The 22,841-nt window shown below is 45.9% G+C and carries 19 protein-coding genes and 1 CRISPR repeat array; of the genes, 1 reads left to right on the top strand and 18 read right to left on the bottom strand.

Going from position 1 to position 22,841, the window contains the following annotated elements; genetic code table 11:
• Positions 1 to 248: 248 nt before the first annotated feature.
• The 7 genes from eno to rpoN form a co-directional block, all read right to left on the bottom strand.
• Positions 249 to 1,532: a phosphopyruvate hydratase gene (gene eno / locus B0H94_RS05820; RefSeq protein WP_106588309.1), complete on the bottom strand. Its 1,284-nt coding sequence runs from the start codon at positions 1,530 to 1,532 to the stop codon at positions 249 to 251.
• Positions 1,533 to 1,550: 18 nt separating this feature from the next.
• Entirely contained in the window at positions 1,551 to 3,086 is a 1,536-nt protein-coding gene (gpmI, locus tag B0H94_RS05815; RefSeq protein ID WP_106588308.1) for a 2,3-bisphosphoglycerate-independent phosphoglycerate mutase, read from the bottom strand.
• The gene (tpiA, locus tag B0H94_RS05810) at positions 3,083 to 3,841 is read right to left on the bottom strand and encodes a triose-phosphate isomerase (RefSeq protein ID WP_106588307.1); all 759 of its coding nucleotides are present in this window, start codon (positions 3,839 to 3,841) and stop codon (positions 3,083 to 3,085) included. The genes gpmI and tpiA overlap by 4 nt, the downstream gene beginning before the upstream one ends.
• Positions 3,842 to 3,867: 26 nt before the next feature.
• The gene (locus B0H94_RS05805; protein ID WP_106588306.1) at positions 3,868 to 5,055 is read right to left on the bottom strand and encodes a phosphoglycerate kinase; all 1,188 of its coding nucleotides are present in this window, start codon (positions 5,053 to 5,055) and stop codon (positions 3,868 to 3,870) included.
• A gap of 110 nt (positions 5,056 to 5,165) precedes the next feature.
• Positions 5,166 to 6,173, bottom strand: a complete 1,008-nt coding sequence (gene gap / locus B0H94_RS05800; protein WP_106588305.1) for a type I glyceraldehyde-3-phosphate dehydrogenase — start codon at positions 6,171 to 6,173, stop codon at positions 5,166 to 5,168.
• A gap of 71 nt (positions 6,174 to 6,244) precedes the next feature.
• Positions 6,245 to 7,282: a sugar-binding transcriptional regulator gene (locus B0H94_RS05795; protein WP_106588421.1), complete on the bottom strand. Its 1,038-nt coding sequence runs from the start codon at positions 7,280 to 7,282 to the stop codon at positions 6,245 to 6,247.
• A 689-nt stretch (positions 7,283 to 7,971) separates the two neighbouring features.
• Positions 7,972 to 9,330, bottom strand: a complete 1,359-nt coding sequence (rpoN, locus tag B0H94_RS05785; protein WP_245893918.1) for an RNA polymerase factor sigma-54 — start codon at positions 9,328 to 9,330, stop codon at positions 7,972 to 7,974.
• 478 nt (positions 9,331 to 9,808) lie between these two features.
• On the opposite strand from rpoN, the gene clpP reads away from it, so the two are divergent.
• Complete coding sequence (gene clpP, locus B0H94_RS05780; RefSeq protein WP_106588419.1) at positions 9,809 to 10,387, top strand: ATP-dependent Clp endopeptidase proteolytic subunit ClpP; 579 nt, start codon at positions 9,809 to 9,811, stop codon at positions 10,385 to 10,387.
• Between the two features lie 222 nt (positions 10,388 to 10,609).
• Here clpP and B0H94_RS05775 read toward each other — a convergent pair whose 3' ends face one another.
• From B0H94_RS05775 to cas9, 11 genes are all read right to left on the bottom strand, one after another.
• Positions 10,610 to 10,867, bottom strand: a complete 258-nt coding sequence (locus B0H94_RS05775) for an HPr family phosphocarrier protein (RefSeq protein ID WP_106588303.1) — start codon at positions 10,865 to 10,867, stop codon at positions 10,610 to 10,612.
• A gap of 21 nt (positions 10,868 to 10,888) precedes the next feature.
• Positions 10,889 to 11,842 carry a DNA-binding protein WhiA gene (whiA, locus tag B0H94_RS05770; protein ID WP_106588302.1) on the bottom strand — a complete coding sequence of 318 codons (954 nt, stop codon included), beginning with the start codon at positions 11,840 to 11,842 and terminating at the stop codon, positions 10,889 to 10,891.
• 32 nt (positions 11,843 to 11,874) lie between these two features.
• Entirely contained in the window at positions 11,875 to 12,822 is a 948-nt protein-coding gene (locus tag B0H94_RS05765) for a gluconeogenesis factor YvcK family protein (RefSeq protein WP_106588301.1), read from the bottom strand.
• Positions 12,809 to 13,711 carry an RNase adapter RapZ gene (rapZ, locus tag B0H94_RS05760; protein WP_282432530.1) on the bottom strand — a complete coding sequence of 301 codons (903 nt, stop codon included), beginning with the start codon at positions 13,709 to 13,711 and terminating at the stop codon, positions 12,809 to 12,811. The genes B0H94_RS05765 and rapZ overlap by 14 nt, the downstream gene beginning before the upstream one ends.
• Positions 13,712 to 13,727: 16 nt before the next feature.
• Positions 13,728 to 14,192, bottom strand: a complete 465-nt coding sequence (locus B0H94_RS05755; protein ID WP_106588299.1) for an NUDIX hydrolase — start codon at positions 14,190 to 14,192, stop codon at positions 13,728 to 13,730.
• 170 nt (positions 14,193 to 14,362) lie between these two features.
• On the bottom strand, positions 14,363 to 14,614 hold the full coding sequence (locus B0H94_RS05750) for a hypothetical protein (protein ID WP_146139928.1): 252 nt from the start codon (positions 14,612 to 14,614) through the stop codon (positions 14,363 to 14,365).
• 257 nt (positions 14,615 to 14,871) lie between these two features.
• Entirely contained in the window at positions 14,872 to 15,504 is a 633-nt protein-coding gene (locus tag B0H94_RS05745; protein WP_181315284.1) for a hypothetical protein, read from the bottom strand.
• Between the two features lie 133 nt (positions 15,505 to 15,637).
• A CRISPR array of direct repeats spans positions 15,638 to 17,255; the repeat unit is 36 nt; unit sequence ATCTCATATCCACTTAAAAATGCAGAGTACCAATGC.
• Between the two features lie 3 nt (positions 17,256 to 17,258).
• Positions 17,259 to 18,170 carry a hypothetical protein gene (locus B0H94_RS05740; protein ID WP_106588296.1) on the bottom strand — a complete coding sequence of 304 codons (912 nt, stop codon included), beginning with the start codon at positions 18,168 to 18,170 and terminating at the stop codon, positions 17,259 to 17,261.
• A 118-nt stretch (positions 18,171 to 18,288) separates the two neighbouring features.
• Positions 18,289 to 18,597: a CRISPR-associated endonuclease Cas2 gene (gene cas2, locus B0H94_RS05735; RefSeq protein ID WP_106588295.1), complete on the bottom strand. Its 309-nt coding sequence runs from the start codon at positions 18,595 to 18,597 to the stop codon at positions 18,289 to 18,291.
• 4 nt (positions 18,598 to 18,601) lie between these two features.
• Positions 18,602 to 19,510 (bottom strand): type II CRISPR-associated endonuclease Cas1, encoded by a 909-nt coding sequence (cas1, locus tag B0H94_RS05730; protein WP_106588294.1) that lies wholly within the window; start codon positions 19,508 to 19,510, stop codon positions 18,602 to 18,604.
• 13 nt (positions 19,511 to 19,523) lie between these two features.
• Positions 19,524 to 22,637, bottom strand: coding sequence for a type II CRISPR RNA-guided endonuclease Cas9 (cas9, locus tag B0H94_RS05725; protein ID WP_106588293.1), 3,114 nt, complete (start codon positions 22,635 to 22,637; stop codon positions 19,524 to 19,526).
• Between the last annotated feature and the right edge of the window lie 204 nt (positions 22,638 to 22,841).

Below are 22,841 nucleotides of genomic sequence, written 5' to 3'. Positions count from 1 at the left end.
AAATCAAAACTTTGGTGAAACCGCATGGACACCTACTCATTATATGACTCAAACTGGATGAAAAGAATGCGTTTAACCGAGCTTTTAGACGAGATCTCCTCCTTCCGGTAGATATAATTTCAGCTGCTTGTTGAACGATTCGATCAAGAAGGAGGAGATGAAGATTTCGAATTTATTAAATTGGCAGGGGTCAGACCCCTACCAAAGACACAAAAAACCGCCCCCTATGCGGGAGCGGTTTTTTTGGCTTACTTGTTCAAGTTGTAAAATGCGTTGCGGCCTTCGTAGACGCCGGTGCCCTGCACTTGGTCTTCGATGCGGAGCAGCTGGTTGTACTTCGCAACACGATCGGTGCGGGATGGTGCACCGGTTTTGATTTGACCTGCGTTCGTTGCAACGGCAATGTCTGCAATGGTCGCGTCTTCTGTTTCACCGGAACGGTGGGAGATGACAGCTGTGTAGCCGGCGCGCTTCGCCATTTCAATGGCATCAAAGGTTTCAGTGAGTGTACCGATCTGGTTCACTTTGATGAGGATCGAGTTACCTACACCTTCTTCAATGCCGCGGCTAAGCTTTTCAGTGTTGGTTACGAACAAGTCGTCACCGACGAGCTGAACTTTGTCGCCGATGGCTTCAGTCAGCTTGCGCCAACCTTCCCAGTCGTTTTCATCAAGGCCGTCTTCAATGGAAACGATCGGATACTTTTCTACAAGGTTCGTGTAGAATTCGATCATTTCGTCTGCTGTTTTAACAACGCCTTCGCCTTTCAAGTTGTACTTGCCGTCTTCGTAAACTTCAGAAGCTGCAGCATCCATAGCGAGTACAACTTCTTCACCCGGCTTGTAGCCTGCTTTTTCAATCGCTTCGATAATAGTTGTGAGCGCTTCTTCGTTAGACTTCAAGTCCGGTGCGAATCCACCTTCGTCACCTACACCTGTAGCATAGCCTTTTTCACCGAGCACCTTCTTCAATGTGTGGAAGATTTCTGCGCCTGTGCGAAGGCCTTCTTTAAAGCTTTCTGCACCGACCGGCATGATCATAAACTCCTGCAGGTCAACACTGTTGTCTGCGTGCTCGCCGCCGTTTAAGATGTTCATCATCGGTACAGGCAATGTTTTTGCGTTAAAGCCGCCGAGATATTCGTAAAGCTCTTTACCCTGCTCTTCTGCTGCTGCGTACGCCGCTGCCATAGAGACACCGAGGATCGCATTCGCGCCGAGGCTAGCTTTGTTCGGCGTGCCATCAAGGTCAATCAGCATTTGGTCGATACCTGTCTGATCAGACACTTCGACACCTACAATTTCAGCTGCGATTTCTTCGTTGACGTTATCTACAGCTTGCAATACGCCTTTACCTTTGTAACGGTCGCCGCCATCGCGCAGTTCTACAGCTTCGTGTTCACCTGTGGAAGCGCCGCTTGGTACAAGCGCGCGGCCCATGACGCCCTCTTCTGTAATAACTTCAACTTCAACTGTCGGATTACCGCGGGAGTCCAGGACTTCGCGGGCATAAACTTCTGCAATCATGCTCATGAAAAATCGCTCCTTTTTCTAGTTTTGAATTAACGAACGACCGGTCATCTCCGCCGGCTGGTCCACCTGCATTAAATCAAGCACCGTCGGGGCTAAATCTGCAAGCATACCGCCTTCACGCAAAGTTACACCCGGCTTCGTAACAATCGCCGGCACCGGATACGTCGTATGTGCCGTCATCGGCTCATTGTTTTCATCTGTCACTTCATCAGCGTTACCGTGATCCGCTGTAACTACCGCATAGCCGCCTTTTTCGTGCAGCGCATCTAAAATGCGGCCGAGACATTCATCAACAACTTCAACGGCTTTCTTCGTCGCCTCTAGATCGCCGGAGTGCCCCACCATATCAGGATTGGCAAAGTTAAGCACAATCGCGTCATGCTTATCTTCAGCAATTTCCTTTAAGAGGGCTTCTGTCACTTTGTAAGCACTCATCTCCGGCTGCTGATCATACGTCGGCACCTTTGGCGAGTCGATTAAGATCCGGTTCTCACCGCTGTACTCTTGTTCCCGGCCACCGTTGAAAAAGAATGTCACGTGTGGGAACTTTTCTGTTTCTGCAATGCGCAGCTGGGTTTTACCAGCGTTTGCGACGACTTCGCCCATCGTATTTGGCAGATCCATCGGCGGATATGCAACCTCACCGTTAACAGTTTCACTATAATTGGTCATCGTGACATACATCAAGTTTGACGGAAACGCTTCTCCCCGGTCAAAACCATCAAAGTTATTGTCGGTAAACACGCGGGAAAGCTGAATCGCCCGGTCCGGCCGGAAGTTAAAGAAGATGACAGCATCGTTGTCGCTTACAGTAGCTACCGGCGCCTGGTGCTCATCTGTCAGCACACAAGGCTCGACGAATTCATCATAAACTTCCTGCTGATAAGAAGCATCCACCGCTTCGATCGCATCTTGAAAGTTATTGCCTTCACCGTACACAAGCGCGCGGTACGATTTCTCGACCCGCTCCCAGCGGTTATCCCGGTCCATCGCATAATAACGCCCGTGTAAAGTTGCAATCTGGCCCGTGTTTAACTCAACCATTTTATCCTGCAGCTGCTTAATATACGTTTTCGCCGTCACCGGACCGACATCGCGGCCGTCAAGGAAACCATGTACGTACACATCTTCAATATTTTTGCGGCGGGCAAGCTCTAATAGACCAAACAAGTGTTGAATATGGCTGTGCACCCCGCCATCGCTCAACAAGCCGTAAATGTGCAGGGCGCTGCCGTGCGTTTCAGCGTGCTGTAAAGCCTGTAAAAATGCTTCGTTCGCAAAAAATGTTTCTTCTTCAATACCTTTGTTAATTAAACTTAAGTTTTGATATACAATCCGGCCGGCACCGATGTTTAAGTGGCCGACTTCGGAATTGCCCATCTGCCCTTCCGGAAGACCGACCGCGTTCCCGCACGCGGTTAACTGCGTGTTTGGAAATGTCTTAAGCAGGCGGTCAAAATTCGGGGTCTCGGCTTGAGCGACTGCGTTACCGAACGTTTCTTCACGCATCGCCCAGCCGTCTAAAATCATAAGCGCTACCGGGGAACGACTCATTGCTTACCCGCCTCCGCAAGTTTCACAAAGTCATCCGGCTTCAAGCTTGCACCACCAACAAGAGCCCCGTCGATGTGTGGCTGCGCCATATATTCAGCAATGTTTTCCGGCTTAACACTGCCGCCGTACTGGATGCGCACAGCTTCAGCTGCTTCTTCAGAGAACTGTTTTGCAAGCACGCTGCGGATGAAACCGCAAGTTTCGTTTGCATCTGCTGCTGTTGAAGATTTGCCTGTACCGATCGCCCATACCGGCTCATACGCAATAACAACCTGCTTTGCCTGCTCTTCGGACAGCTCTTTTAAGCCTTCTTCCACTTGGCGGCTAACCACCGTTTCTGTTTCGTTTTTGTCGCGCTCTTCAAGCGTTTCGCCAACGCAGACAATCGGGGTGATGCCATGTGTGAACGCCGCGTGGTTTTTATGATTTACTGTTTCGTCTGTTTCGTTAAACATGTCACGGCGCTCGGAGTGCCCAATGACCGCTGCACTCACGCCGAGATCCGCAAGCGCAAGCGGGCTGATCTCGCCAGTAAAAGCGCCGTTCTCTTCAAAGTGCATGGTTTGTGCACCGATTTGAAGGTCGGAACCTTCAGCTGCATCAATCATATCTTTAAGAAACAATGCCGGCGCACATACAGCTGTTTCAACTTGGTCGTGTGAAGGGAGCTGGCCGTTCACTTCCTTAACAAAAGCAAGCGCTTCTTCATGCGTTTTGTTCATTTTCCAGTTTCCTGCGATAAATGGTTTGCGCATCGGTTTTCACCTCGTCAAAATATTTTTTACTGCTTTTCGCTTAAAATGCTGACACCTGGAAGCTCACGGCCTTCCATAAACTCAAGGGAAGCACCGCCACCGGTGGAAACGTGGCTCATTTTTTCAGCCAGACCGAACTTTTCAACTGCTGCTGCAGAATCGCCGCCGCCAATCACAGAGTACGTCTCAGATGCGCTGCCGAGGGATTCAGCAACGTGGCGGGTGCCGCCGGCAAACAGTTCAAATTCAAAGACACCCATCGGCCCGTTCCAAATCACAAGCTTGGAGTCATTAATGATTTTTTCGTAAGCTTCACGGGTTTTTGGACCAATATCCATCGCTTCCCAATCTGCCGGAATGCTGTCGATATCCACAGTTTTCGTGTTTACATCGCGACCGAAGTCATCAGCTACAATGACGTCCTGCGGCATGTGGAAGGAAACGCCGTTTGCTTTTGCTTTTTCCATGTATTCTTTTGCAACCTCAATTTTATCTTCTTCAAGCAGCGATTGACCGATTTCATAACCTTGTGCTTTCACGAACGTGTAAGCGAGACCGCCGCCGATGATAAGGTGATCTACTTTATCAAGCAGGTGATCGATTACACCGATCTTGTCTTTTACTTTCGCACCACCAATAATTGCGGTAAACGGACGCTCCGGATCTGCAAGCGCCTGGCCGAGCACATCTAATTCTTTTTCCATCAACAAACCAGCAGCAGACGGCAAGTGATGCGCGATGCCTTCAGTGGATGCGTGCGCCCGGTGCGCCGCGCCGAATGCGTCATTCACATAAACGTCAGCAAGTTCAGCGAAAGCTCTTGCAAGAGAAGCATCATTTTTCTCTTCGCCTGCTTCAAAGCGGACATTTTCAAGCAGGAGAATCTCGCCTTCAATTAGGCTGTTCGCCGCCTGCGTTACTTGATCACCGACAACTTCATCCACTTTTTTTACGTCTTTGCCCATGATTTCGCCGAGACGGACACCTACAGGACCGAGACGAAGCTCATCATGCGCCTCACCTTTTGGACGGCCGAGATGGCTTGCAAGAATCACCTTTGCGCCTGCATCTGTTAAGTGGCGGATTGTCGGTACAGCAGCGCGGATACGCGTGTCATCATTCACTGTACCTTCTGACATCGGCACGTTAAAGTCCACACGGCAAAATACCGTTTTTCCTTTTAAGTCAAGATCGTGCACCGTTTGTTTATTCATTCGGAGCGCCTCCTTCGCGTTAAATCATATCCTCCAACAACATATTACCCGTGAAAAAGGGAGGAAGAAAACACTTTTTCTCTCCTCCCTCTCTTTCGTTTTATAAAATTTTATACGCCTTGGTTTGCAATGTGCTCAACAAGGTCAACAACGCGGTTGGAATAACCGTACTCGTTATCGTACCAGGAGATTGCTTTAACCATGTTACCTTCCATGACCATTGTAGAAGCAGCGTCTACTGTGGAGGAGTGCGTATCACCATTGTAGTCTGTGGATACAAGCTCTTCTTCAGTGTAGCCGAGTACACCGTTAAGCTCGCCTTCAGATGCTTCTTTAAGCGCTGCGTTAACTTCTTCTACTGTAACGTCTTTGTCGAGTTCAGCAACGAGGTCAACCAAGGATACGTTTGGCGTTGGAACACGCATTGCGCCACCGTTAAGCTTGCCTTCAAGTTCAGGAAGTACAAGAGCTACAGCTTCAGCCGCACCTGTTGTTGTCGGGATGATGTTTTCAGCAGCTGCACGTGCACGACGGTAGTCTTTGTGCGGCAGGTCAAGAATCTGCTGGTCGTTCGTGTAAGAGTGAACCGTTGTCATAAAGCCACGCTTCAAGCCGAAGTTGTCGTGGAGCGCTTTAACAAGTGGTGCCAAGCAGTTTGTTGTGCAGGATGCGTTGGAAACAACATCGTGGGCTGCCGGGTCGTAGTCACTGTCGTTAACGCCCATAACGAACGTTGCGTCAACATTTTTCGCCGGTGCGGAAATGACAACTTTCTTCGCACCGCCTTCGATGTGCTGTGCTGCGTCTGCACGGTTTGCAAAGCGGCCTGTTGCTTCAACAACGATATCTACATCTACATCATTCCAGCCGATTTGTGCCGGGTCTTTTTCAGCAGTAACACGGATCTCTTTACCGCCGACAACAAGGTTTTCACCGTTTACTTCAACAGACTGATCCAAGCCGCCATGTACCGTGTCATAACGGAGCAGGTGAGCGAGCATCTCTGCGTCAGTCAAATCGTTGACTGCTACTACTTCTACATTTTCGTTTTCAAGTGCTGCGCGAAATACAAGGCGTCCAATACGTCCAAAACCGTTAATTCCTACTTTTGTTGCCATTTCACAACATCCTCCTTTAAGGTAATCAATCATCTATAGTCTGCTTCTAAAAAGAAGCAAGTCCACCGAGCTTAAAAACTTCCAGCCGACGCGTAGTTTAATACCGCCTGCGCCGCACCTTCATCAGTAATCAATAAATCACTCGGCCGGTATCTCATGTAAGCTGCGATCGCTTCAGCTTTCGAAGCCCCGCCGGCAACGGTAATCACCGTTTGTTCTTCCGTTAAATCATCAAGCTGCAGTCCGGTGGTCTGTTCTTTATGAACAATCCGCCCGTCTTTATCAAAGTAGTAACCAAAGGCTTCAGCTACAGCTTCCTGTTTTTTCAGCTCATCAACCGCTGTTTCCTCTGTCCGCCGGCGAAGCGCCATCGTCTCTGCCTCACCGATGCCGTGCACAACCATGCGCGGCCGGCGGATCAACTCGAGCAGCTCTTTAATGCCGGGCTCTAGCTGCAGAGAATCGCGGGTTTCCTCACTCAATTGATCCGGTACGTGCAGCAGCCGGTAGTTCGCCCGCGCCCGCTTGGCCATTTGCGAAACGATTGTGTTCGACTGAATCTCAACATCCTCGCCGAGACCGCCGCGTGCCGGAACGAAGGTGATCGAACTGAACACATCGTTAGGCACCATCATTTCAGCAATAGAAGCGAGCGTCGTTCCACCAGCAACCGCGACTACATCACCCGGTGCAAGCCGGCTGCCCATAATATCAATGCAGGCCCGGCCGAGCTCACGCTTCACCCAGCTTTGTTCATCACTGTCATCAGCGAGCACAATCACTTCCGGAATCTGCAGTTTATCAGCCAGCTTCTGCTCTAAAGCAGACAATCCAAAGGCTGCTTTCATACTCTCTTCAAGTTCATCGAGCAAGTCATAAGCTTCATCCGTTAACTCCATACCGGAAGTGCTGATGTGAAGCAGCCCTTGATTTTTAAGGAACGAAACTTCATTGCGGAGCACGCGTTCAGTAAACTGCAAGTGCTGCGCCAAAGTGCGCCGGCCAATCGGCTGCATCACCCGGACGTACTGCAGAATGCGGTAGCGCCGCCCCATTGTATCAAGCGCTTCAGGCACAAGCTTTTTCTGCCATTCCACCCATTCGCGCATGTTATCACCTTTTCCGGGAACGTTTTTGTCCCGCATAGACTTTTTCCGTCCCGGTAACGTTGTAAGTAAATATCGTACATTCATATCCTAACAATAAACCGAAAACTTCTCAACAAATTTCTACACAAAATATTTCAGCTGCACACTCACCTTCACCCACCACTGTTCTATCTTTTCCCGAGAGCTTGTTTACATACGCCTATTTAAAAATCGAGAAAGAAGTGAAAGGGAGTCGGCCGTCCTCAGAGCTCGCACCTCCAAATATGGAGCGCGGCCAACCGAGTTGGAATCCGGTCAACCGAATATGGAGCTCGCACCTCCAAATATGGAGCGCGGCCAGCCGAGTTGGAACCCGATCACCCGAATATGGAGCTCGCACCTCCAAATATGGAGCTGGATCAACCGAGTTGGAACCTGATCAACCGAATATGGAGCTCGCATCCCCCAATATGGAGCGCGGCCAACCGAGTTGGAACCCGATCACCCGAATATGGAGCTCGCACCCCCAAAAATGGAGCGCGGCCAACCGAGTTGGAACCCGATCACCCGAATATGGAGCTCGCACCTCCGAATATGGAGCTCGCAACCCCAAAAATGGAGCGCGATCTACCAAACTCGGAGCGCTCCCCTCTCTCTCGCACAAAAAATGAGCGCGCCGCAGCCGGCAAAGGCTGCAGCGCGCTCATTGATTATGCTTCGTAACGTTTTCGCTTCGATGAGGATGGGATGAAAAGTTCGTCGCGGTACTTGGCGATCGCGCGGCGGGAGACTTCGATTTCATGCTCACTTTTCAACATATCCACAATTTTTTGGTCAGACAAAGGTTTTTGTTTATTCTCGTTATCCACAATCGTTTGAATATGAGATTTCACAGCGTTGGCTGAAGTTTCTGCGCCGGCTGTATCAACTTTTGAGGTGAAAAAGTCCTTCAATTCAAACAAGCCGCGCGGCGTCTGGACGTATTTCTGCGTTGTCGCCCGTGACACGGTGGATTCATGAACTTCAGCCTCTTCAGCAATCTGCTTTAAAGTTAACGGTTTTAAATAACCAGGGCCGTGTTCAAAGAAATCTTTTTGCGCCTCAACAATCGCACACGTTACATTGTAAAGCGTCTGCTGGCGCTGATCGATGCTCTTTAACAACCATGTCAGTTGTTGATACTTCTTTTTCGCATACTCATAAGCTTCACTGCTGCCTTCTGTGCTGCCTTCAAGCAAGTGACGGTACTGGCGGTTCATCCGAATTTTAGGGAGGGTCCCGTCATGAAGGGTGACATGGTACTCCCCTTTCGCTTTTTCGACATGCACATCCGGAAGCACATACGCTGCCGCGCCGTCATCAAAATTCACGCCCGGGCGCGGCTCGAGCTGCTTAATCACATCATGGGCTTCTTGAATATCCTGCACCCGCACATCCAGCTTTTTCGCAAGCTGCTTGTAACGGCGTTCAGCGACATCGTTTAAATAATGGCGCACAAGCTGCAGCGCAAGCGGGTGCGGGCTTTCCTGCCGCTCCAGCTGGCGGGCAAGGCATTCACTTAAGGAGCGGGCACCGACACCTGCCGGCTCGCACGCCTGCAGCTCTAAAATGAACTGCTCGAGGGTTTCGTCTGTGAGCGCTAAAGCGGCTTTTGCCTCTTCTAGATCAATATACAAGTAGCCATCATCGCCAAGGTGACGCGCAAGATAGATGAGAACCGTCCGGGTGTGTGGATCGCTGTGCTGCATCCGGATTTGATCCACTACATCTTCTGCAATGCATAAACCGCGTGCCCGCACCCGGTCAAACGGAGAGGATTCTTCTTGATCTTCCTGCTCTTGATATGTGTCTCCATCCTGCCACATGACCGGCGAATGAAACGCGGTCACCGTTTCTTCCCCTGTGCCGCGCTCAACATCAAGCAGCGGATTCTCCAGGGCGAGCTCTTCAATATATTCATTCAATTCGAGTGTTGAATATTGCAGTAATGAAATTGCCTGCCGAAGCTCCTGGGTCATGACGAGCTTCATCGTCTGCTGCTGCACAAGGGACATATCCATATGCATCATCTGTACAGTCACCTCCAGTAGTGAAAGCGGTTTCTTTTTATGTTATACGCAAAATAGGCACGTCTTACATCTATCTAAATTGAATTTTTAAATAAATTCAGCCGTTTTTTTGGAGCTTTTGTTGGTTACAGCGCTGCCGGCCCCTTTGATGTCGTCTGCTTTGAGACTGGCGCCTTGATAATTTTGATCCGGACGACACGCAAAAAGTCTGAAGTAGGCGGCTTTCATTTTCAGCAGAAGTGTTGTTTGGTTTATTATACATGATCAAAAAACATGCCGCTACCTTCGTTATGTTTGACGAAAGGGTTTTACGGTTAATATGTAGAAAGTAATTTGCGATGGGAAGCTTAAGAGCGACAGCCTTTTTATTTGACCATCATTGACCTTTTAAGTTATGATGATGTCAGCAATTCTAGGCGGCACGTTTGTGCTGAGCTTTGAAATTGAAGCTTTCGAGATTAAAGGAGGAGACATACTTATGCAATTAATTCCTACAGTTATTGAACAGACGAACCGCGGGGAGCGCGCGTATGACATTTACTCGCGTTTGTTGAAGGATCGCATTATCATGCTCGGCTCCGGTATTGATGATAACGTGGCGAATACCGTTGTTGCGCAGCTGCTGTTTTTGGCGGCAGAAGATCCGGAAAAAGACATATCGTTATACATTAACAGCCCGGGCGGCTCGATTACAGCCGGCATGGCGATTTATGATACGATGCAGCACATCTCTCCAAAAGTATCCACAATTTGTGTTGGCATGGCCGCATCCATGGGTGCTTTCCTGCTTTCTGCGGGTGCAGATGGTAAGCGTTATGCGCTGCCAAACAGTGAAGTGATGATCCACCAGCCGCTTGGGGGTACGCAGGGTCAAGCTTCTGATATTGAAATTCATGCAAAACGCATCATTGAAATGCGCGAGAAGCTAAACCGCATCCTCTCTGAGCGTACGGGTCAGCCGTATGAAGTGATTGAGCGCGACACAGACCGCGACCACTTCATGAGCGCAAGCGAAGCTAAAGAATACGGCCTCGTCGACCACGTGCTCGAAACGTAAGCTTTATATTGATGAATGAAACCCCGCTGCGGCGCACACTACGCCACAGCGGGGTTTTTTGTGGACGGAAGCCGGCGGATGCCGGCTCATCCTTATGGTTTTTACGTGAGCGAGCGGTCCATCGCCTCCAGCGTGCAGTCCAACTCCGCCAGCGAGCGGTCGTGCAGCCACTCAAGGAAGCTGCACATAAAAAAGCTGCCCGCGGCGGACAGCTTTTTTCAATTAATCTTCTGTTTCGACGAAGTTTTTCAGCGCTTGTGCGGCTTCGGTTTCGTCGCTGCCTTCAGTCAGAATTTTGACTGATGTGCCGGTGCGGATCGCAAGGCTCATGATACCCATGATGCTTTTTGCGTTAGCCCGGCTGCCATCTTTTTCGATGTGGACATCTGCGTGAAACTTATTTGCTTCCTGCACGAATAGCGCGGCCGGACGCGCCTGCAATCCGGTCTTTAGTTTAACTTCTGCTGTTACTTCTTCCATCGCCCGCCACCTCCTGCTGGATTATGTTTCTACCGGATCACCGTTACGAAGCTTTTCTGCGAGTTCATTTACTTTGCGCAGTCGGTGGTTGACTCCGGATTTACTCACTTTACCACTTGGCACCATTTCACCAAGCTCCTTGAGCGTCACATCTTGATGTTTCACCCTGAGTTCTGCCACTTCTCTCACCCGGTCCGGGAGCTGATCCAACCCGATCATGTTATCCACAAGCTGAATATTTTCCACCTGACGGATCGCTGCCCCGACCGTTTTGTTTAAGTTGGCTGTTTCACAATTCACTAACCGATTCACCGAATTGCGCATATCTTTTTTAATCCGAACATCCTCAAAATAGAGAAGGGCTTGATGCGCGCCGATCACATTTAAAAACTCAGAGATACGTTCACTCTCTTTAATATAAATGATAAACCCTTTTTTGCGCTCCAGTACTTTCGGTTCAATCTCAAACTCCTGCACAAGATCAACGAGCGACTTGTTGTGCTCCTCATACAGCGAGAACACTTCTAAATGATACGAGGACGTCTCTGGGTGATTAATCGAACCGCCGGCAAGAAAAGCCCCCCGTAAATACGCCCGTTTGCAGCACGTTTCAGGCACAATATCTTTACCGATCGTCCGGGTGAACAAATACGTATCATCCATAATGCCTAAGTTCGACAGTAAACGCTTTCCTTCCTGCGCAATCCGAACAATATATACATTATTTTTTTTCAAGCGCATTTTCTTACGCACAATTAATTCAACACCAACACCTTCGAAGCACCGTTTAATCAACGTATAAATGCGCCGGGCGATCGCCGCATTCTCCGTGCTTACATCAAGAGCCATACCGCCGCTCCCAAGTGCCAGACTGCCATTCATCCGGATGAGGGCAGCAAGTTCGGCACGGGCACAGCAATCTTCAGGCTCAATTTGTGTCAGTTCTTTTTTTGTCATCGCCGCAAATGAGGACATTCGCCTTCACCGCTTTCTTCACGTTCAAAATTCTAACCTTGCATATTTAAAAGCGTCCGCGTCACTTTCTCCGCATCGTGGCGCACGACCCCGCCTTCTTCTGTAATAAACCGATCCTGGATGACTTCCACCCCTGCCCGGGCGAAAGGCTCCAAATCGCATGCCACCGGCGCTGCCGCCTCTTCTGCATACTTTTTAACAAGCTCAGTCTGGATCGGTGCGTTATTTACAAGCACTGTATCCACAAGCTTTTCACCAATATGACGTTTCAACCCTTCATAATGCTGAAACGCTGTATAGTCATCGGTCTCTCCCTGCTGGGTCATCACATTGCAGATGTAAACTTTCTTCGCTTCAGCCGCAGCAATTTCTTCAGCAATCCCCGGTACAAGCAGGTTTGGCAGCACACTCGTATACAAACTGCCGGGCCCAAGCAGAATAATATCTGCCTCACGAATCGCCTTTAACGTATCCGGCAGCGCTGTCACTTCAGTCGTATCCAGCGCAACATGCTGAATTTTACCGCCTGCCTTTGGAATGTTGGACTCCCCGTACACTTTCGTACCATCTGTAAAAGTCGCTACTAAATCGACGCTTTGATTCGCCGAAGGAAGCACCTGCCCGCGCACGTTCAGCACAGCACTCAACTCGCTGATCCCCCGGGCAAAATCACCAGTAATGGACGTCATCCCTGCGAGCAGCAAATTGCCGAGGCTGTGACCGTTTAATCCCGTCCCTGCCTCAAACCGGTGCTGAAACATCCGTTCAACGAGCGGCTCCACTTCCGCAAGCGCCACCAGCACGTTGCGCACATCACCTGGCGGCGGGATCTGCAGCTCTTTACGCAGCCGGCCGGAGCTTCCACCGTCATCTGCCACGGTGACAATCGCAGTCAAATCGACCGGAAATGTTTTCATCCCCCGCAAAAGCACCGATAACCCGGTACCGCCGCCAATCACAACAATCTTAGGTCCGCTCACCGTTTTTCCTCATTTCCGCCGGCAGATCCCGGTGGGTCGTCTGCACATTATATTCCTGCTGAAAATGCGCCGCAAGCTTCTCCGTCAACGTGACCGACCGGTGCTTGCCACCAGTGCAGCCGATCGCAATTATAAGCTGCGACTTCCCTTCACGGCGGTATTGCGGCAGCATAAACTCGAGCATATCCGTCAACTTACTGTAAAACTCTTTCGTCTCCGGCCACTTCATCACATACGTAGAAACCTCTTCATCAAGACCCGTTTTCGGACGCATCGCATCAATATAGTGCGGATTCGGCAGAAATCTCACATCAAACACGAGATCTGCATCAATCGGCATCCCGTGTTTAAAGCCGAAGGACAAAACATTTACCGTGAAAATCTCCTCTTTCGGTGCCGAAAACTCCGCAATAATCTCTTCACGAAGCTCACGCGGGGCAAGATCCGTCGTATCAATCTGGGTACGCGCTTTCCCTTTCAGCTCCTCAAGCATCTCCCGCTCTTGTTTAATCCCTTCAAGCGGCAGCCCTCCCGAAGCAAGCGGGTGCGAGCGACGCGTTTCTTTATAACGCTGTACCAGTTTCTCATCAGCCGCATCCAAAAACAACACGTGCGTACTCACATGCTTATGCGCATCCGCAAGCGCCGTCGCATCAAGCAGCTGGTCAAAAAACTCCCGGCCGCGCAAATCCATCACGAGCGCAATTTTATCCATACCCCCGCCTGAATTATCCACAAGCTCAATAAACTTCGGAATTAACGCCGGCGGCAGATTGTCGACACAAAAATACCCTAAATCCTCAAAACTCTGCATCGCCACCGTCTTACCAGCGCCCGACATCCCGGTGATAATCACTAAATGAATATGATCATTCGGCGCCATAAGCACCCTCCTTTGATACGGCTCACTCCACTTCAGCCGTTAAATGGTAGTCAATGAGCTGAAAATCCGGTGTGTAGTAAAATGTACCAAACAACTGCCCCGGGCGGTGAAACATATGCTCAAAAATAAAACGATCCCCTGGCGCCATCGGGAGCGTCTCGATCTCTGCAGTCGGCTTCCATGCGAGCTCACCCTCCGGCGACTCAGCCAGCTGCGTCCCTGTATATTGAGATGCCACAAACGTAAACATCATCCACTCCGAAACCGTCTCACCCTGCTCTTGAATCACAACCGTAAACACACCCCGAAGCCTCGGATCATGCACATGAAACCCCGTTTCCTCCCGGTACTCGCGCACAACACTATCGCGTACCGACTCCCCAGGCTCCATCTTACCACCAGGCGCCACAAACCAGCCGCGCCTCGGCTTCTGTAACACAAGCGCCTCATCCCCCGGCACCAGGATACAATTTGTCACTCGCTGCATCTCCATCACCTCATTACATTCACCACTCAAGTATACACCGAACATACCCATGGAACAATGCATCAAGCGCTGAAATTAAAAGGCCCCGGCAAAAGCGCCAGGGTAAGGCGACAGCGCCCGGGGGGACACCCGCCGGGCTGGTGATTGTAACAAATCTAAGCGCCGGCGCATTACCGGCGCGAAACCCCAAACATCTCTTCATCTTTCAGCCGCCGCTCTTTCTTCGTGAAAAAGACATCCATCCAAAGGCCGGCAGCAATCGTAAACAACAGCAGCCCATCCACCGGCTTAATGTAGCGGGTAATATCCATAATCCGACCATCCTGCACCGTTTGGTAAAACAGCATCACGAGCATAACCACCCACGCCATACGTCCAACTGTCGCTAAAAGATGACACTTGATCCGGCTGATGCTATCCACCCCAATCCCCACGATTCGACTTATTTTAATTTTGCCACAAATTAACTCGAATGTCATTTCCGAAAAGTCGTCTTACACCGTTTCGTGATAAAGCATATAAGGGGATGTTTTTGTTAACAGCTGTCACTTACAATAGTAGAAATACTTGAAACGAAAATATGTAAATTTATCTGCGTACTTTTAATAAAGCTAGAATAAAAAGAAGGTTTACGCTCAAACGAAAAAAGCAGAGCAACATTCAAAAGGTACTGATTTCTCTAATAGATACTCTCCAGTTCTTCAGCCGCAAACTCCAAATTGTCGACTTCAATGTGGAGATTGTTATACATGTCAATGTCATCTTCAATATAGTTATATTGCATTTTTAACATATTTGATTTAGAACGAATACGCTCAGCATCTCCCCATACATCTTCAGCATATTGCTCGTTTTGATAAGATGGTGGATTAGATTCTACTTTATTTTTGAATTGATTTGCAGACCGCTCCAACTTTTCTAAAGAGGCTACGACTTCATTATTGTTTTCAATTGCTTGGTTAACATTTTCGTAAGCCTCTCTAATTTCAGGTGTTAGCCTCACGACTACATCTATGAAATTTTGATTTGCTTCTTGATCAACTTCACCTTTTTCAGTCATTTGCGTTGTTCCGGGTTCTTCAAGCAAACTAGTCTCGTCATTTGTAGAGACTTCATCCTCTAGTGGTGTACTTAAATCTTTTTCAGTTACATTGGTTTCTACCACTTCTGCGTTAGCGGAGGAAGTTTCATCGCCAGAGTCCGGACTCACAATTTTCAAATCACCGTTTATAAAAAGAAATGCTACGAAAAATATGCAAGCCATCACCATAGAACTTAACATCCATAAACCCACTTTTATATACCTGTTCAACCTTTCTCACCTCTAACAGCAATAACCTCAAGCTAATCATTTAATTATGAAACAGTTTATCAAATTAAGTGTAACAATTCTTCACGGAAAATCTCATGTTCACTTAAAACAAATTTCCAGCCAGAGGCATCTCATCTCATATCCACTTAAAAATGCAGAGTACCAATGCGATTGATACCGGCTTTACGTGCGTAGTAACATCTCATATCCACTTAAAAATGCAGAGTACCAATGCGTGCTACGTTTACCCGGCACACTCAATCATATCTCATATCCACTTAAAAATGCAGAGTACCAATGCGGGCAGGTACGGCGTTGCGTAATGGTTTTAATCTCATATCCACTTAAAAATGCAGAGTACCAATGCCATCCGTGATGCGTCTAAACTCTAAGTTGATCTCATATCCACTTAAAAATGCAGAGTACCAATGCGTATTTTGCGATAGGTCAGCAACGTATTCGATCTCATATCCACTTAAAAATGCAGAGTACCAATGCAGTACAATTCGAGCGGCTTATCAACCGCGGATCTCATATCCACTTAAAAATGCAGAGTACCAATGCGCTTTCGTTAACGTCTGCTGCGGAGTACGAATCTCATATCCACTTAAAAATGCAGAGTACCAATGCCGCGTTTTCTCCGCAAATTCTCCGCGTTTTATCTCATATCCACTTAAAAATGCAGAGTACCAATGCCATTCGGGCGGAAGCCCGAGCGCAGGCGAGATCTCATATCCACTTAAAAATGCAGAGTACCAATGCGCCATTCATCTGTTGCACCTTCATGCCGGCATCTCATATCCACTTAAAAATGCAGAGTACCAATGCATCAAGCTGGGATGATGAATTGAGCGTTCAATCTCATATCCACTTAAAAATGCAGAGTACCAATGCGTAATGTTATTCGAATCATACTATCACCTTATCTCATATCCACTTAAAAATGCAGAGTACCAATGCTGCAGGAAGATCACGGCTTGCAAGTGGATGATCTCATATCCACTTAAAAATGCAGAGTACCAATGCCACCGAACAACGAAGTCTCCGGCCGCTGACATCTCATATCCACTTAAAAATGCAGAGTACCAATGCGAGTTTGTGTCCTGTTACGGCCTACAGTGATCTCATATCCACTTAAAAATGCAGAGTACCAATGCAACCCTTACTGGCGCACGCCGGAAATCGAGATCTCATATCCACTTAAAAATGCAGAGTACCAATGCAACAGCTAGATGCAGGTGAAGACTACTCTAATCTCATATCCACTTAAAAATGCAGAGTACCAATGCTAAAAACCATCATATTACCACTCCTGTATCATCTCATATCCACTTAAAAATGCAGAGTACCAATGCGAAAACAATCTCACTAAAAATATAGTAAGAATCTCATATCCACTTAAAAATGCAGAGTACCAATGCCGGCTCATCTACCGCGTTTTCTGCGTCGCAATCTCATATCCACTTAAAAATGCAGAGTACCAATGCATCTCGGCGTTTGACGTGCTTGCCTTCGACATCTCATATCCACTTAAAAATGCAGAGTACCAATGCACAGCACGAGCAGGCAATGAAAAACAGTAAATCTCATATCCACTTAAAAATGCAGAGTACCAATGCTAATTATTCGTCATATAACCGCCTGCCTTTATCTCATATCCACTTAAAAATGCAGAGTACCAATGCAGAAGAAGACGAAACTATCGACACCGACGTATCTCATATCCACTTAAAAATGCAGAGTACCAATGCCTGCTATGAAAACTTTTCATAACGTTGTACATACTTTGATATTGGTGCAGAAATCCTGTCATAGTCAAGGTCGAGCTTAAACTTAAACTGCAATTCTGCTAGTAAATATACCAATACATATATATCCACATCACGAAAAACATGAATATCAGCGATTTCATAGTTGGATATAACAGGCACAGTTTCTAAGTTCATCGCATAAGCCTTGAGTAACTTTGTTAACGCCTCCTCTAATTCGTCTTTTCCATAATCTAAAGGTGCATGCCACCTCAGACTTTCAAGAAAACTATGGGTAATTACTTGCTTTCCGTTTGCGATTACATTATTTCCATGAACCTCGTCCGCTAAAAAATACCGAGATTTAGTCAATACAATGATTTTCATTTCTGCAGCACATGCGTCAAGCTCAGCTTTAAAGGCTACCTGCTCGCGGGGACTTAGCAAGTTTTCAGGGTAATGATACACAAGGACCGGTGTTTTCTTAGCCTGTTTTTTTATCGCGGTTTTTAAAACAGGGAAAATAGCTAATAACTGTTTTGATACGAAGTCATAGCTATTATCTTCCGATAGTTCAAAATCCACACCCAACAATTTAATAATAGCATCTGCATCCAGCTGCTTTGCATATAGTGGGAGCTCTGAATCAATGATCTGGACCATATCATTTAATAAACTGTTCATCGTCTGAACATAACCATTAAACTCAAGTCCATTTAACAAATCTTCTTTTAAGCTTTGTTTCAATAAAGACTTCGCACCAAGATTAATTTCCTCTAATAACTTCACATTTGAAAATTGAAAAAAATGAAAATCGTGATAATCTACTGTATCATCGTTGTTGAGCGTATCAATGACACGAACCTCATCTTTAATTTTTGATCGAGGCTGAAAGTAGTCAGACAGTATATTAAGCATCTGTACTTCATTAAATGTGTAGTTATCTAATATCGAAGTATAACTTTGAATGTTGAGGTCAATTTCCTTATCATAGTAATTAATTTTTCATGCCATGTTCATCACCTCCTTAAGGCTATCAAAACTCAATAGTGCGATTATCACCAAGAAGCTCAATATTTTTATCTTCCTCACCCACAAGAATCATCATCTTTTCATACTGCTTTTCTGTAATTACCATCGCACGTACATGTCCATGCTTCGGCAAATATCCTTTCACTTTGGCAACCGTTTGGTTAGCAGCGTCTTGGTTTATACAAGATTTAATATAAATGGAGTACTGCATCATTAAAAAGCCATCTTGAATTAATCTTTTACGAAACTTTGTATACGTTCGGACTTGTTCCTTCGTTTCTACTGGTAAATCAAACATAATAAATACCCGCATAAACCTATAACTCATGAACAACCATTTTTTCTGCGCTTGGCAGTTTTAACAAATTCTCATCTCCATTCGCATCAAAGTAGTTGATTAGTGAACTAATAAACATATCAATAGCTCTAATCACCGTCTGCTTTTTTCCGCCAATTAATACCGTCGCATGCAGCAAGTTAATCAATTTCACTCGATATTCTTTCGTCAAATAATCCTCAGGTGGGCTTTCTAATACATAAGCGTCAATCACTGGCCGCAGCGGTTCAATTAAATCCGAAGCTAAGTTAAACGGATTTCTCTCACCACGATGAAACACCCCAACATTTGGTAACAAACCTTTTGCAACAATTGTTCGTCCGATCGCCGCGTGCAGTACAGCATAGCCATAATTCAACGCTGCGTTTTCAATGCGGTCACGGTCCCCTCGATGATATGTTTCATCAAAAAATGAATTAAAGTAAATTTTAGCCGCTTGCGCTTCGGCATTGTGAATGTCCCAGTCTTCTACTTCAGTCATCAAATTAAACAATCGGTTCACCCGGGCTTGTTCAATGTGGCTTCGCTCCATCACACGTGATTGGTTATAGATTTTCTGCCTAATAATTTTTTGCCACAAAACCTGCTGGTTATCTTCAGACCAGTTTAACTGCTGTAACATTCGCTTATGCTGCCCAAAGTGGCCAGAGACAGGGATAATCTGTGCCTCCGGAAGGTGGTCTTGACCGCATAAAATCACAAGAATATTATGCTTAGAAAGCTCAACGATTAACCGGCTTGTCAACTTACATGTTAAATCCTCAATAATTAAAGAAAAAATATCACTTAAAGGAATTTTCAATTCCTCGTCCCCTCGTTTTACTTGTAAGTTATCCAAGTGCAATGACAATTGGTCAATATTCGTAACATGAACCACCCTCCAGGACATACAAACCTCCCAGTTATTTGTCGTACTTAAATTTCAACTTTTCGTTAGATGCTCCGAACTGATCACCTAGTACATTTCGATGATACTTTTCGATTAAATTGATTTTCTTCCCTATCGTTGGAAGCAGCCGTTTTTCAGACTTTTTCTGTATAAGGTCAACCTCAATTCGGTTGGTTCCATCATTATTTACGCCTATAAATCTGTACCATTGTCCATCCATTTGAAAGATGTCGTTTTTATATAAGCTGAACAAGAAGTTTGAATCACTCTCAATTTGTTTCGCATTTAACTTTTCACTATAATCTGTCCTATCAATTACATAACCATCTTCTGTTTCCTGTAAGTCATCGTAACGAATAGTAATAAATTTATACCTTCCACCTTCGTAATACATATCTAAGCGAAAGGGTTTTATTGATAACGCAACAATCCGCTTGTCTTTAGAGTCAAATTTGTGTGATAAATCTTTATAGTCACCTAATTTTTTTTGATAATACTTGAGAGATTTAACCGGCGGGCCGTTTCCTTTCTTGCTGTACTTTGTAAGCATAGTTTCCTTTTCCTGGTGGTACGCAGCAAGCGGGTTTTTGAACTCTTTATACTGTTCCATGACCACTTTCAGCTTTTCAAAAGTCTTAGGATCATGTGTGTACATTAAAAACGATTCCGGGTTTTTATCAAACTGTTTCTTAACCTTCTCATTATCGGGATTGTATAAATCGGCAACCTTTCCGATCACGTATTCTTCACCCTCAACTTTGCGCGTAGAATAAAGCGTATCATTCATCAACTGCCGATTTGGCTTCTGATCAATACGATGGGAATATTTATAGTTAGGAAACTCTCTAATCTGCTTTACTTTTTCCATCTTCTCCGTAAATGAAGCTGCAAATTCACCTTCATTTAATACCTCGCCCGTTTCCATATCTACTTTTTTCTCTTCTTTCATCATCGCCGCCTGCTCTTGAAAGTTATTATGGTTTTCAAGTAAATAACCTGCCATAGCCGCGACTAGCGCATCTTCAGCATGATGTTTATAATCTATATCACGGTCTTTATTTAAACTCCACAACTTCCGCAAGTAGTTTGTGACCGAGCCATTAATAGATTTCACTTTGACATCCGTTTCATTTTCTTTAAAATAAGCTTGAAGTAAATTCATGATTTCACGTGTCGCATAACGCGTATCGACTAAATTACGATTAATAAATTCCTTTTGCACGTCATATTTTGTAATATCACGCTCTTCTAACAAATATTCCTTTTTCTTTTTCGACACTTTCTCTTTTGATTTCGCAAGTTGAAGTACATGCGTTTTGAACGCTTCATAAGTGATCGCACTCCGCCCTGACTTCATATATTGAAAAGGAGTTTGGTTACCTTTTTTCTGATTCTCACCTGTGTGTACTAACACTTTATTGGCTTGGGAATCATCGAAGGATACGGACCTGGGAATAATATGATCTACTTCGTATCGAGTATGATTATTCACTAAGTCTTCAATTGGAATTTCTTTAAGTGAATACATGCAGTGACCATCTTGATAATGCCAGAGGCGAAGCTTTTCAAACATGCCTTTCTTAGCTTCAACTCCCATTTCATCAAGTTTTTCGCGGACTTGTTTGTTCACTGCTTCATTTTCTTTTTGCAGTTTACGCAAAAACTGCTTTTGGTCGTCACTATTTTTTTCACGCGCAAGCTCAATTACAATTTCCTCCGGCTCTCCATACTTTTTACGCAATGCATTTATTATACGGATGGATTGAATGAACGATCGCTTAACCACCGGTGAAATGATTAAATCATGAATATATTCATGCGGAATCTGTTTCATTCCGTGCAGTTGGACTTTTTTCGGCTGAAGCCCATAATCTGAAAATAACTCCATCTGATTTTTGTTCGTCCCCCATAAATCTGGAAGCAGGTAATGTATTGCTTTCAAGCTTAATGCGTGAGTTCCGGTAAAGTTTAATTCTGCTAACTTGTTAAGAACAGTTTCTGGGTATTTCAATTCTAGCGCTTGTAGCTTTGCTAATTTATTATCATAGTCTTGCCAGACTGTAAGAATCTCTGCAATTTGATCCAAACATTCCACCGACTCTTTTAACAAATACGGTTCGACTTTTTGGATTCTTTGAGAAAACTCCATCATGTTAAACTCTGGCTTACCACTTCGGTCAACACGGTATCCTCTAATGTCTTCTTCACGGATCCCCAAGCGTTTCGCTATTTTTTTTAACGTAGGTTTTCCACTTGCGAGAAAAACATACTGAATAAGATCTTCTTTCTCATCTTCAGTAACCCTAGTTTCCTCACTACGTGTTAATGTTAAGTTGTTTAAGTCATTCAACACGTTAAATAGTTCTGCTGAGTATGAATTTTTCACCGCGCGCGTTTCTTCCGGAAAATATGTGCATGTACCCATCATTTTTTCAAACCACAGCTCTGTATCTTGATTCCAACCGTACTCACTCCCAAACCCAGGACCTTCATAGTATGCCCGGCGCTGCTCTAACAGTTGAATCAATGTTTGTATGAACGAATGATCAATTTTTTGGTGATAATTCTGCTGTGTCTGCATAAGTTGTTCTGCTTCACGTACATAATCCTTCGTATGGAAACGATTCCGGTGCCCGCGCACCTCCCCATTCGCTTGAAGACGTTCAAGCTGTACTTCACATACATGCTTGTCTTCTAACAACCGTTCGTTTTGTTTAATTTGATCTTTTGTTGAAAGTGAAGACTCATCATGATCTTCCTTGCCGTCATCTGCATCCACATTATGCACGCCACGGCGCTTAATTAAATGTTGCAGCGCAGCAATGAGCTCACTTTCTGTTAACTGCTCAGACAAACCTTTCACACGTAATTCATAAGGGTTTTTCTCTGATGGATTATCTACTGGAAAGTTGTAGTTTTTTAGTAAGTAATTCAGTCTTTCTTGCCGGTGCTTTCTCCTGCGCTGTAACCTACGAGCTCCGCGCTTAATTCTGCGGCCTTCATTCTCATTAGCATCAGCTTCTGGAAACAACCTTACGCCTGCTTCTACTACATTCATATTTTCATCAATGACACCAAAGCCAACCGAAGCGATTCCTACATCTAAACCGAACGTATATTGCGTCATATTCGCGCCTCCTCCATGTAGGTAAGATAACTCTTTTTTATGTATGAAATTTCCTTGTTTGTGTAAAAAAAAGAGGCCACAAAAGTGACCTCTCTTTAGATCCTACAAGATCAAATCCGGGACAAAGCCCTTGCTTTGGTAGATCCTGCAGTTTTTAGTGGATACACAACCCGTCGGTTGCGATGAGATACCCTTATTTTATAC

It is taken from the genome of Salsuginibacillus halophilus, from assembly GCF_003014715.1.
GTDB lineage: Bacteria > Bacillota > Bacilli > Bacillales > Marinococcaceae > Salsuginibacillus > Salsuginibacillus halophilus.
The sequence above is the reverse complement of the archived record's forward strand: the minus strand, read 5'-3'. Positions and strand labels throughout refer to the sequence as shown.